Annotated in this window: 12 protein-coding genes and 1 other RNA gene; 4 read left to right on the plus strand and 9 right to left on the minus strand. The window is 51.7% G+C overall.

The window, feature by feature from the left end; genetic code table 11:
• Positions 1-32: 32 nt before the first annotated feature.
• From HZB62_05850 to HZB62_05870, 5 genes are read right to left on the minus strand one after another with little or no spacing between them, the layout of a single operon-like run.
• The gene (locus HZB62_05850; GenBank protein MBI5074675.1) at positions 33-1481 is read right to left on the minus strand and encodes an MCE family protein; all 1449 of its coding nucleotides are present in this window, start codon (positions 1479-1481) and stop codon (positions 33-35) included.
• The gene (locus tag HZB62_05855) at positions 1456-2235 is read right to left on the minus strand and encodes an ABC transporter ATP-binding protein (GenBank protein MBI5074676.1); all 780 of its coding nucleotides are present in this window, start codon (positions 2233-2235) and stop codon (positions 1456-1458) included. Before HZB62_05855 ends, HZB62_05850 begins: the two co-directional genes overlap by 26 nt.
• Entirely contained in the window at positions 2232-2993 is a 762-nt protein-coding gene (locus tag HZB62_05860) for an ABC transporter permease (GenBank protein ID MBI5074677.1), read from the minus strand. The genes HZB62_05855 and HZB62_05860 overlap by 4 nt, the downstream gene beginning before the upstream one ends.
• 29 nt (positions 2994-3022) lie before the next feature.
• Complete coding sequence (gene alr, locus HZB62_05865; protein ID MBI5074678.1) at positions 3023-4120, minus strand: alanine racemase; 1098 nt, start codon at positions 4118-4120, stop codon at positions 3023-3025.
• Positions 4113-4328 (minus strand): twin-arginine translocase TatA/TatE family subunit, encoded by a 216-nt coding sequence (locus HZB62_05870; protein ID MBI5074679.1) that lies wholly within the window; start codon positions 4326-4328, stop codon positions 4113-4115. The genes alr and HZB62_05870 overlap by 8 nt, the downstream gene beginning before the upstream one ends.
• 378 nt (positions 4329-4706) lie before the next feature.
• On the opposite strand from HZB62_05870, the gene ssrS reads away from it, so the two are divergent.
• The 4 genes from ssrS (at position 4707) to HZB62_05890 (ending at position 8896) form a co-directional block, all read left to right on the plus strand.
• Positions 4707-4889, plus strand: a non-coding RNA gene (gene ssrS / locus HZB62_05875) — 6S RNA.
• A 252-nt stretch (positions 4890-5141) separates the two neighbouring features.
• Positions 5142-6404 (plus strand): replication-associated recombination protein A, encoded by a 1263-nt coding sequence (locus tag HZB62_05880; GenBank protein MBI5074680.1) that lies wholly within the window; start codon positions 5142-5144, stop codon positions 6402-6404.
• Entirely contained in the window at positions 6397-7959 is a 1563-nt protein-coding gene (gene rny, locus HZB62_05885) for a ribonuclease Y (protein MBI5074681.1), read from the plus strand. Before HZB62_05880 ends, rny begins: the two co-directional genes overlap by 8 nt.
• 148 nt (positions 7960-8107) lie before the next feature.
• The gene (locus HZB62_05890) at positions 8108-8896 is read left to right on the plus strand and encodes a TIGR00282 family metallophosphoesterase (protein ID MBI5074682.1); all 789 of its coding nucleotides are present in this window, start codon (positions 8108-8110) and stop codon (positions 8894-8896) included.
• 17 nt (positions 8897-8913) lie between these two features.
• Here HZB62_05890 and HZB62_05895 read toward each other — a convergent pair whose 3' ends face one another.
• The 4 genes from HZB62_05895 to nrfD are packed head-to-tail and all read right to left on the minus strand — an operon-like array spanning position 8914 to position 12644.
• Positions 8914-9189: a HypC/HybG/HupF family hydrogenase formation chaperone gene (locus tag HZB62_05895; GenBank protein MBI5074683.1), complete on the minus strand. Its 276-nt coding sequence runs from the start codon at positions 9187-9189 to the stop codon at positions 8914-8916.
• Positions 9190-9202: 13 nt separating this feature from the next.
• Complete coding sequence (locus HZB62_05900) at positions 9203-9757, minus strand: HyaD/HybD family hydrogenase maturation endopeptidase (protein MBI5074684.1); 555 nt, start codon at positions 9755-9757, stop codon at positions 9203-9205.
• Positions 9757-11457, minus strand: coding sequence for a nickel-dependent hydrogenase large subunit (locus HZB62_05905; protein ID MBI5074685.1), 1701 nt, complete (start codon positions 11455-11457; stop codon positions 9757-9759). The genes HZB62_05900 and HZB62_05905 overlap by 1 nt, the downstream gene beginning before the upstream one ends.
• A 56-nt stretch (positions 11458-11513) precedes the next feature.
• The gene (gene nrfD, locus HZB62_05910; GenBank protein MBI5074686.1) at positions 11514-12644 is read right to left on the minus strand and encodes a polysulfide reductase NrfD; all 1131 of its coding nucleotides are present in this window, start codon (positions 12642-12644) and stop codon (positions 11514-11516) included.
• Between the last annotated feature and the right edge of the window lie 5 nt (positions 12645-12649).

The following is a 12649-nucleotide window of genomic DNA, read 5'->3' on the forward strand; positions in this document are numbered from 1 at the left end:
GTTCTGCTCATATCCCCGTAAGACTTCATGCATTACTTGAAATCCTCTTCCTGGAACCGCACGCCCATGCCAACATATCCTCCGCGATACCGTCTGCTCATAAGATTGTCCCCGCCGGCGCTCAGAAAAAGATTTTTGAAAAGGAAATAACTGACACCGGCCTTCAGATGCACGGTCTTGGCATTCTCCTCATTCTTCTGAAAGTCCCAGACATCAATTGATATTTTACCTTTATCATTACCAAAAAAATAGTCGCCGCCCACGCCCAGGGTATTTTCAAAAAGACCTAACCGCAGTGCGGCATTGTCAAAACGCTTTCCAAACTGTGTATTGAAGCGGATCTTGCTGCTGAGTTCTTCCTCCCTGACCGTCATCTCCGGCGGCGTCTTCGTAACGTCCCTGACAAGAGACGTCCTCGGAGAGCCTCCGACAACGCCGAAAATATAGGATTGATCCTTATCCGGCTGGAGCGTCACATCAAAAGATGCCTTGCCGTCCTTATTGCGGGCCAGGTATTCGGCCTGGAAGGTGATATAAGCCCTAAACCGATCCACAGCCGAAAGCGTCTTGCCCAGTTCGTCGGCAGTCTTGCTGATCGAATCATAGAGACGGTCATCCCTGACCAGCTTGCCGAGCGTGCCCTCACCCTTCTCGACCTGCCGGGCGATCTTGTCAAAGGAATCCACGGCGCTCCTGATGCCCGGCCTGTTCTCTTCAAGGATGGACTTCAGGTCCCTGGTAGCCCTGTTCAGGTTCTCGATCAGTTCCGGCCCTGTGTTCCTGAGGGTTGCAGAGAAATCCTTCATGTTCGTTATGGAAGCAGTAAGCGGGTCCCTGTTCTTGTCAACCAGTCCGTTCAGAGAGGCTGTCAGGGTGCTGATATTGTCAAGAACGTTTCTGAGCTTCTGGTCGTTCAGCGTGATCGTCCTGTTAAGGGTTGAAGAGATCTCTCTGAGATTGGCGATCGTCTCGCTCAAAGATTTTTTTGTCTTATCATCGCCGAACACGTCATTCATTGCCTCTGTAAGCCTGGTAAAGCTCTGCGAAACATTGATAAGATTCCTCGCAAGGTCATCCATGTCCGCCACTTCCATCACATCTGTTATGGTATCGCCGTCCTTCAATGGGACCGCTTCGGGCGTGCCGATACGGATATCGAGGTATTTATCGCCGAGCAGGCCCGCTGACCGGATAGATGCCTGGGCATTCCTGTAGATCCGGACGCCGGGGTCGATCTTCAGCCTGACACGAGCCTTCCCTTCAAAGAGCCCGATGTCCTCGACAACACCTGCATCCACGCCGGCGATCTTCACCCTCGTCTTCTCATCAAGCCCGGCAGTTGAACTGAACACGATATGAACGGCATATCCCTTCTTTTTTGCCCAGTCCAGACCGCCGACTTTAAATGTCATGAACGTAAGAACAGCCAGCACGATCAGAGCAAATGCACCGACCTTAAGCTCTGTTGACAGTTCTTTCATTATTCACTCCTTCTGCCTTGATGGGCCCCACGGCACTGCCCGTAATAAACTGTCGCACGACCGGATTGGCTGTATTGCGTATCTCATCGGGCGTCCCGGTCTCGATGATCGTTCCCTGATACAGCATCGAGATGCTGTCTGCTATTTTATACGAACTGTGCATGTCATGGGTAATGGCAACGGAGGTCACTTTCAGCCGCTCCCTCAGGTCAACGATAAGATCATTGATCGCGTCCGCAGTTATCGGATCAAGACCCGTGGTCGGTTCATCATACAGGAGGATCTCCGGCTCATGTGCAATGGCCCGCGCAAGGCCGACCCGCTTCTTCATGCCGCCCGACAGCTCTGAAGGCATCAGGTTCTCCACATTCATGAGACCGACCAGTTTCAGCTTCTCAACGGCAATATCTTTAATCTCCCAGGGTTTCAGCGTCCCTTTACGGGAGAGGGCAAATCCGACATTTTCCCAGACGCTCATGGAGTCAAAGAGCGCTGCCATCTGGAAAAGCATGCCGAACTTCTTTCTGACCTCATACAGTTCGTGTTCTGTAAGGCTGGCAATATCGAGATCATCGATCAGCACCCTTCCCCGGTCAGGCCTCAGGATACCGACAATATGCTTCAGAATCACGCTTTTTCCGGAACCGCTGCCGCCGATCACAACCCTGCTCTCGCCTTTTTTCACCACAAAGCTGGTACCCATGAGCACATGGTTCGAGTTGAATGACTTATACACATCATCCAGACGGATCATCTGAACAACCAGCTCGAGAGAAAATAGTCGGAGATCAGGATCGTCATGGAAGAGAGCACAACAGCGCCGGTAGTGGCCTTGCCAACCCCTTCAGCTCCGCCGCTTGTATAAAACCCCTTGTAACTGCTTATGATCGATATGGCCCCACCAAAGAAACAGGCCTTGATCAGACCATTGTAAATATCGGCGCTTTCGAGATAGCTCCAGGACTGTTTCCAGTACACGACCGAACTGGTATTGAAGAGAACCACGGTAACAAAATAACCGCCGATAATACCGATAATGTCAGCGCAGATCGTAAGTGCAGGCATCATGATCAGCCCGGCGACGAACCGCGGAACGATAAGATACTTGACCGGATTCGTTGCGAGCGTCTCAAGGGCATCGATCTGTTCGGTCACCCGCATGGTCCCCAGCTCGGCTGCCATGGCAGCGCCGGCCCTTCCCGACACGATAAGCCCGGTCAGCACCGGGCCCAGCTCTCTTGTCAGTGACATTGCAACTACTGTTCCGACAAGCGTCTCTGCGCCAAAGCGCTTAAAGCCCGTATAGGTCTGAAGGGCAAAGACCATGCCGGTGAATATTGCGGTAACGACAACCACCGGCACTGACCGCACGCCGACCTCGAGCATCTGCTTCAATATATTCGGGATATCGAGAGGAGGACGCACCAGCTGCTTCAGCGTGGCCAGAAGAAGAAGGAGTATTCTGCCGGTCTCCTCGGCAACAGCTGCACCTTTTCTGAGAAGAGATATCATGAAGCCGCCGAGGCGTTCGACAAGACGGATCAATTAAGAAATACCTTTCTGGCCCGCGTTCCCAGGGCAGTCAGAATTTCATACGGAATGGTATTGATCTTCTCTGCAAGCTCTGTCGCAGTGATCATCGCCTCACCCTGTGTGCCCAGGATCATCACCTCGTCCCCTTCCGAGACATTAGGGATATCAGTAACGTCTATCATGGTCATGTCCATGCAGACCCTGCCGACCACTGGCACCCTGCGGCCCTTAACCAGCATATCTGCATTGTTCGAAAAAAGCCGGCTGTAACCGTCCGCATAACCAACAGGCACGACCGCTATGCGGCTGTCCCGTTTCGTAATAAACGTTCTCCCATAACTGACCGGAGAATCGGCAGGGAGATTTCGCACGGCAAGGACCTTTGTCTTGAGGCTCAAGACCGGTCTGAGCCCGAAGCCCTCTTTGAGGGGGGAATAGCCATATAAGGCAATGCCCGGCCGCACAGCATCGAACAATGCATCAGGCAGCGAGAGAAGCGCAGCGCTGTTAGCAATGTGACAGCAAAGGCTCAGCCTGGTGCGCGACTGTACGGCATCCCGCAGACCACCGAACAACTGCAGCTGCTGCCGGACATAGGTCCTGTCCGCAAGATCAGCGTCAGAAAAATGGCTCATAAGTCCTTCCAGCCTGATCCCTTCCATGCCTGCTATCTCAAGCGCTGATTCAACAGCCTGCTCAGGCCTGAAACCGATCCTTCCCATGCCGGTGTCGATCTTGATATGCACGGGGATACGCGATCCTCTTTTCACTGCCTCGTCAGAGAAGATCCCGGCAGTTCTCATGTCTCTCAGCACAGGCACCAGACCATACCGGAAATAATCATCAGGAACTTCCTGGTCAATAAATACCAGGACCGGCACGGTGATGCCTGCCTCCCTCAGGAGTTTTGCTTCATCAACATAGGCTACCGCAAGAAGGTCCGTGCCTGCTGCCACGAGGCTTCTCGCAACCTCTACTGCGCCGTGGCCGTATGCATCAGCCTTGACAACACCGATCACGGCTCTCGTTCCTGCCCTGCTGCGCATGATCCGATAATTGTGCTGCAGAACAGAAAGGTCTATCTCAGCAACAGGGCCTCTATGCACTCTTGTCTTTCTCTTCGTCCCTCTTTGCTTCGCCCTCCACATTCTTCTTGGGCGTCACATCGATCTCGTCGGGCTCATTCGTCGCCTTCTTGAAATTCTTGATAGCCTTGCCCATGCCGCTTGCCAGCTCGGGGAGTCTCTTCGCCCCGAAAAGAACAAGAACAATGACGAGAATAATGATAAGTTCCTGCATACCTAATCCAAACATTGTAAGCCTCCTTCTTCAGTCTCAATTGTTATCAAGACGTTTCTGTCATGGGACACCTCTGCTGCATCAGATCGTCCGGTATCAGCCTTCCAAGATAAAAAATCTTACGCATAAAGCAGTTGCATGACTTTATTAAAGTATATTTTGAAGACCTCTGTCGCTCTCGCGATGAGTCATCCCCCCGAACTTCAACGAGGGCCTTGCAAGACAAAAAACGACTGTTTTCACCACGCGCAAGTATGAGCGCATCCATAAAGAATATATTCAGATAGTCTATTAAAAAAATGCATGCAATACAAGCTAAAACTATGATTAGTAAAAGATTTTTTCCTTGCTCATTCCATGCAATTTCTGGTATAACAAAAGCATGAAAATGGTGATTACCTGCCCTGTAGGTGATATGTGAAAAACTTAATCCGGCAAATTAGATCTTTCGGGAGCCTGTGTGATGCACTGGTGTGCATGTTGGCCATCTGCCAAAAGCCTGAAGGTGTATTTAAGGCACCCACCTATTTATTAGGCGGATCTAATTTTTCACGTACACGACAGGGCGGGCTTATATTCACCAAAATAACAATGCTGATGACTATGGTCCTGGAGCTTTTGGTTACGCACAACAAAAAAAATAATAGAGAAAACAATGGGTTCAAGTCTTTTATTTCGGGCTTTTTCATAGATTCCCTGCAAACATCTTTCCCCAAAGACGCTGTTTTCTCTGTACCAAAAGGCCTTTTGTGACTATAGTCCGGCGCCGGACTATAGGAATTGGAACTATTTAAGACCGAAAAGAAAGCCGCTCCGCTCGCCTGGAGGATGCAACCTGAGGATTTCGAGGATTTTCTCGGCCAGTCGCATCTGCTTGACAGGAACAAGCCGCTCAGACGCCTCATAGAGGATGACAAGATCGTCTCGGTCATCTTTTACGGCCCCCCCGGCACCGGAAAGACCGCACTTGCTCACATCATTGCACGTAAAACAAAGGCCCGCTTCATCTCTATCAATGCCGTAACAGCCGGGATCAAGGACATCAGGGAGGCAGTTGACTCATCTCGCGGACAGCGGGCGATCCTCTTTGTGGACGAGATCCACAGATTCAACAAAACACAGCAGGATGCGCTGCTCCCCCATGTCGAGAAGGGAGAGATCATCCTGGTCGGTGCGTCGACGCAGAATCCCTTCTTCTCGCTTGTTCCTGCCCTTTCTTCGCGCTCGCTTATCTTCCCGTTCAGACACCTACCGGCAGAAGAGCTGAAAAAGCTGCTCTACCGCGCGATCTCTGACAAAAAGGGGCTCGGGGAATATGAGATATCGCTTCAGGAAGAGGCGGCTGAATATATCGCCTCGGTAAGTGAAGGTGATGCGCGAAAGTCACTGAATATCCTTGAACTATCATTCCTTTCATCGCTTGGAAGCGGAACCGGTCCTGAAGATTTTTCGGGAGACGGAGCCATACACCGGGCGGCCATAACCCTGGCGCAGGTGAAAGAGGTCACGCAGAACAGATCGATTTATTACGATGAAGACGAACATTACAACACCATTTCAGCCTTTATCAAGAGTATGCGCGGCTCTGACCCGGATGCCACGGTCTACTGGATGGCAAAGATGCTGGAGGCGGGCGAAGATCCGCTCTTCATTGCCCGCAGGATCGTTATCTGTGCAGCTGAAGACGTCGGCAATGCAGATCCTCAGGCTCTTGTCGTGGCAGTCTCGGCGCTTCAGGCCTTCGAAAAGATAGGACTTCCTGAGGGAAGGATCCCTCTTTCCATGGCAGCCCTGTATGTTGCGACCGCACCCAAGAGCAATGCAGCGTATGTTGCGATCGACAGTGCTATCGAGGCAGTCAGAAATGAACCTGCCCGGAACGTGCCGGATCACCTCAGGGACACCAGTTACAAAAGCGCAAAAAAGCTCGGTGCAGGAGCCGGGTATCTGTATCCCCACAGTTTTGCAGGACATTATGTGAAGCAGGCTTATCTGCCTGATCACAAAACCTTTTACACCCCCTCTTCCGAGGGCCTCGAAAAAATAATACAGGAAAGAATGAAAAAAAGGAGGGAAACACCAGATGGATAGCATGTTCTATGTTGGTATTGCCATCGCAATCGGCATTACTGTTGGTCTCGTGATGAGCCTTGTGTATAAGAGCACGCTGAAAGGTCAGAAGGCTACCATTGATGTTGACAAGGGCAAGACCATTGAGATCGCACAGAAAGAAGCTGAGCACATCAAAAAAGAAGCGACCCTGGAGGCAAAGGATATTGTCTACCAGGCCAAGAGTGACGCAGAAAAGGAGCTCAGGGAGCGCCGCAATGAAGTTAACCAGCTGGAAAAGCGCCTTCGGCAGAAGGAGGAGACGCTTGACCGCAAGTTTGACCAGAACGAGAAGCGCGATCAGGAGCTGAACAAACGCGAACGTGACTGCACGGCAAAAGAACGTTCGGTGCAGGAAAAAGAGACCAGGTATACGGAGATCCTCAGGGAACAGACAGCGATACTCGAAAAGCTCTCAGGCATCTCTTCTGAGGAGGCAAAACAGGAGATACTCAGACGGACCGAGGAAGAAGCACGCCTGGAGGTCGGAAAACTTATCAAGAAGATCGAGGACGAAGCAAAGGAAACCGCTGAGAAAAAGGCAAAAGAGGTGATCGGCTTTGCAGTGCAGCGGTATGCAAGCGACTATGTTGCTGATGCGACCGTCAGCGCAGTGAGTCTGCCGAGCGATGAGATGAAGGGCCGGATCATCGGCCGTGAAGGAAGGAACATCAGGGCTCTTGAGGCAGCAACAGGCGTTGACCTCATTGTTGACGACACGCCGGAAATGGTGACCCTTTCGGGTTTTGACCCGGTTCGGCGCGAGATCGCGAAGCAGTCGCTTGAGCGTCTGATCGCAGACGGCAGGATCCATCCTACGAGGATCGAGGAAGTTGTCGAGAAGGTAAAGAAAGAGGTTGATGCGAACATCAGGGAAGAAGGAGAAAAGGCTGTCTTTGACCTCGGCCTTTCCGGCATCCACCCGGAGCTTATCAAGACCCTCGGCAGACTGAAATACCGGACCTCTTACGGCCAGAACATCCTCCAGCACTCACGGGAGGTGGCGTATCTCGCAGGCATGATGGCTGCAGAGATAGGCTCAGATCAGAAGCTCGCCAAGCGCGCAGGCCTTCTGCATGACCTTGGCAAGGCGATAGACCATGATGTTGAAGGCTCTCATCAGGAGATCGGATCGAACCTTGCGAAGAAATTCGGCGAAAACTACAAGGTGGTAAATGCCATATTCGCCCACCATGGAGATGCCGACCCGCTGACCGTTGAGGCGGCGCTGGTTGCAGCTGCAGATGCGCTCTCAGCAGCCCGGCCGGGCGTGAGGCGTGAAAGCATTGAACATTACCTGAAGCGTCTTGAGGACCTTGAGAAACTGGCACTCTCGTTCAAGGGCGTGGAAAAGTGCTATGCGATCCAGGCCGGAAGAGAGATCAGGATCATTGTCAAGCCTGAAGAGGTGAACGATGAACTGTCTGCCCTTATCGCCCGTGACCTCTCGAAAAAGATCGAGGCTGAGATGTCCTATCCCGGACAGATCAAGGTGACGGTCATACGAGAATCAAGACATGTGGAATATGCAAAATAGCTAAGTATAGGATCTGAAAATTGAACGAATATTATTTTACAAATCTCCCCTCGCCCCTCTTTGCCAAAGAGGGGTATTATTCCTCCCTTTGGCAAAGGGAGGTTAGGAGGGATTTGTTGGTGAATTCAGTAATGGCAATGAGACACTTATCAGCATGAAGGTTTTATTTATCGGTGATATTGTCGGCAAGGTCGGGAGACAGGCAGTGAGCGCCTGTCTCCCCGGCCTTGTTGATAAACAGAACATTGACCTGGTGATCGCCAATGGCGAAAATGTCGCTGCCGGTTTCGGCCTCACTGAGAGCCTTGTAAAGGACCTGTTCAGGATGGGCGTACACGTAATAACCACCGGCAACCATGTCTGGGACAAGAAAGATTTCGTCGGATATATTTCAAAAGAGAACCGCGTAATCCGGCCGGCCAATTTTGCACCGGGTGTCCCCGGGTACGGCAGCGTTATATACAGTCTGCCTGACAACACCAAGGTCGGCGTATTGAACCTCTCCGGCAGAATATTCATGACACCCGTAGACTGTCCGTTTCGTACTGCCCAGACAGAAATTGAGACCCTGCAGAAGGACGCAAAGATCATCATCGTTGACCTCCATGCAGAAGCTACGTCAGAAAAGGTTGCCTTCGGGTACTTCGTTGACGGCAAAGTGAGCGCTGTCATAGGAACACACACGCATGTGCAGACAGCTGACGAAAAGATACTCGCAAACGGCACTGCCTATATTACGGATGTTGGAATGACCGGACCTGCTTATTCGGTAATCGGCATTGATGTTGACCAGATCATCAGGAGATTTTTAACCGGCATGCCTGACAGGTTCGAGACAGCCCAGGGCCAGGCAATTCTATCAGCGGTAGTTATTGATATTGACAAGGATTCAGGAAAGGCAAACGGAATAGAGAGGATACAACTTACCTATCCGTAGAACTTCCGTCGGACAGTTCAACTACAGATTGGTGGAGTAGCGGCGGTAATTACTTCGGATTCCATCTCTTTTGAGACGTCATCGATAATAACAGATATGACCTTCAGGGCCTCCTGGGCGGCTGCTTCATCAACCTTCTGGAGTGCGAACCCTGCATGCACCAGCACATAGTCTCCGATCTCAACGTCCTCGGCCATCAGCATAAGATTTATCTCCCTGCGTGCACCGTATACGTCGACAACAGCCCTGAACTGGTCTTTCTCGATGATCTTTGACGGAATGGCAAGACACATGGACTATTATACCTTACATCTTGCCCCAGACACTCTCTGTCCGGGAGATCTCATGCGGTAAAAGAGGCACCACATCACAGCCCAATCTCTTTAATTCATCAACGACCACCTCAACGAGATGGCCCATGCTCGCCCTCACCTCATCGGACAGGCCGATGACCATAACAATCTCCTTTGGTTCGATGCCGAAGAGCACCAGCTTCTTCGGGATCTCATCCGTAAGGGTCGCGGCGGCAAGAAGGTCAGAGATGCCGAGTTGATGAGGCGAGATCCTCGTCAGGAACTGGGCAGGCACATCCTCTCCTTCAACCCTCAGCACGGTGCCGGGAGGGTTCCCGCTCTTTATCGCATCGATAATGATGAGATAGTCCTTGCCCGAAATATAGGAAAGAAGTTCGATCCCTGAAGTTCCGCCGTCAAGGATCTCGACGTTCTCCGGGAACCGATACCGCTTCTCTAATTCTTCTACTGCCCTGATACCGATCCCTTCGTCCATCATCAGGATACTGCCCACACCCAGGACAAGGATCTTCGGCTGCGATCCTGATGATGACAAAGGGTTTTCCATCAGACAGCTTTTACCTTTACGATCTCATTCCGGTTCTTGTCCAGCACATGGATCGCGCATGCAAGACAGGGATCAAAGGAATGGATCGTCCTCAGTACCTCAAGCGGCTTCTCAGGGTCCTTCACCGGGGTACCCAACAGCGCAGATTCATAAGGGCCGAGTGCATCCTGGCTGTTCCTCGGGCCTGCGTTCCAGGTGGACGGCACAACTGCCTGATAATTCTTGATCTTGCCGTTCTCTATGACGATCCAATGAGAAAGAATGCCTCTCGGCGCTTCGTGATACCCAAAACCCTTCTGGATGCCCGAAGGGAAGCTCGGCACATTAAAGGTCTTTGTATCACCTTTTGCGATATTTTCGACAAGGGCACTCCACTGGTCCTTGAGCGTATCATAAAGCACGGCGCAGCGGATCGAGCGGGCGCCGATCCGGCCGATCGTTGAATGCAGCGCTCCCACACCTACCTTGGCACCTGCAAGTGCGCTGATCGTATCGAGCATCTTTGTTGTGTATTTCTTTGTCGGCTCATGGCCTGCTGCGAACATGCAGAGAACATTTGCAAGCGGTCCGACCTGGGCAGGTTTTCCCATGAAGGTCGGTGATTTGACCCAGGAATATTTCCCTTTATCCTGGAAGTCCGTATATTTCGGGATCGTCTCTCCATCCCACGGATGTCTGTCCCAATCACCGTCATACCAGGAGTGCTTGATGCTCTCCTTTACGTTGGTCTTAAAGAACTCATCGTTATAACTGGTTATAGCCTTGAACTTTGTTATGTCCCCGTCCGGTATATAACCGCCCGGCAGTGCGAACTTTGTGCCCTTGGTGTCCATTGGCATATCAGGGGCTGACAGATAATTGGTCACTCCCTTTCCATGGCCTGTCCAATCGGCATAGAACGCGGCAACCGCAGCAGTGTCAACGAGGAGCACGTTTTCGACAAAGTCGCCGACCTTATCGATAAGGGTCTTGATGAGATAGAGCCGCTCCATGTTCAGCGTGGACTGACTGTCGAGATTGATCGGATTGGATACACCGCCGACCGCAACGTTCTGGATATGCGGTGTCTTTGATCCGAGGATCGCAACGACCTTATTGATCTCCCTCTGGTATTCAAGCGCCTGCAGATAGTGATGAGCTGCAAGCATATTTACTTCAGGCGCAAGCTTCATCGCAGGATGGCCCCAGTAACCGCTGCCGTAGATGCCGAGCTGACCGGAACCGACGAAGGTCTTGAGCTTGTCCTGGGAGGCTTTAACTGCGTCATAGCTGTTGCCGGTCCAGGAGGAGAGCTTCTGTCCAAGGTTTGCGACCGCACGTGCATCAGCCTTCAGCGCGGATACAATATCAACCCAATCAAGCGCTGCCAAGTGATAGAAATGCACGATATGATCATGAGTAGCGTGAGCGCCCATCATGATATTCCTGATGAACTGGGCGTTAAGCGGCACCTCCATCTGAAGTGCATTTTCGACCGAACGCACTGAAGCCAGTGCGTGAACGGTCGTTCAAACGCCGCAGAAGCGCTGCGTGAATATCCAGGCCTCACGGGGATCACGTCCCTTCAGGATCGTCTCGATGCCTCTCCACATCTGGCCTGACGACCAGGCATTCGTGACCTTGCCGTTGTCGATCTCGCAGTCAATTCTCAGATGACCTTCAATCCTGGTGATAGGGTCGATCGTAATTCTTTTAGACATAGAGTCCTCCTGACAGATAGTATTTTATAGAATTTTCTTTATCCATGGATCTCATTTCAGTGCTCGGTTTCCGGAAAAACATTCAGATATTTTACCGAAAATTTGAAGCCGACAAACGCAAAGGCTATCATGGCAGCCGTAAGAATGATCTCCATCAGCGACGGGAAATAATCCACGCCGAATCTCCCTGCATATTCAGCCAGGCCGAAGATGCCGACATTCAGCCTGTTAAGAAGAATGCCGACGATCACCAGGATATTGATCGCAAAGATGCTGCTCAGCCTTGTCCTGAAGTCCTTAACGGCCAGCAGAATAAGCGGCAGAATAACACCGATCAGCATCTCCAGAAGATACATGTTAGCCGTGAAGCTTCCGGTAAATGCCGCGCCGATGCCGGGACCGGACAGCAGGTCCCAGATCTTGAGCACGAAATAAAGGGCCGCAACGATCAGCGATCCCCGCGCCATGCCGGTAAGGATATCTATGGGGGGCTTGTGTTTGAAAATCCTTGCGCTCAGGATCGTCTCGAAGCTCACCATAGAGAGCCCCATCAGAACTGCCGAGACAAGGAACAGATACGGCAGTTTACTGCTGTACCAAAGCGGCGAAAGCTTTGAAGGGATGATCAGATAGACCGCACCGAGCGAGGACTGGTGAAGCGTTGAAAGAAGCACGCCGAACAGGACGATCGGCAGCATGATCCCGTTGATAAAACGGTACGCCCCGGTCATCTTCAGTTTCTCGAAGATCATCGGGCTGGACTCTGCCGCAAGCGTTGTCGTATAGAGCACAACATGTATGGCAACAATGAACATGATTGAATTGACCTGCCACATGACCATGGGATGCCAGATGCGGAACGACTGCCCGATGTCGAAGAAGATCGAAGTGGCAGCAAGAACGTATCCGAAAAAAGCGTTCAGGACGGCAGCCCTTACAATGGGTTTGTATTTCTTCCAGTTCAGGATGTATACAACACCGGCAATGATAAAACCGCCTGCAGCCATTGCCACGCCGCCCAGCACATCAAAGCCGATCCAGAATCCCCAGGGCCAGATGTCATTAAGGTTGGTCGCAGCGCCGAGCCCGAACACCATCCTGTACAGTGCCACCACTCCTCCCGCTGCCATGACAAGAACCAATCCCAGGGTCATGGGAGTCATCATCTTAATGTCTTTATGGTTCATCGCAA

The organism is Nitrospirota bacterium (assembly GCA_016214855.1).
Taxonomy (GTDB): domain Bacteria; phylum Nitrospirota; class Thermodesulfovibrionia; order Thermodesulfovibrionales; family UBA6898; genus UBA6898.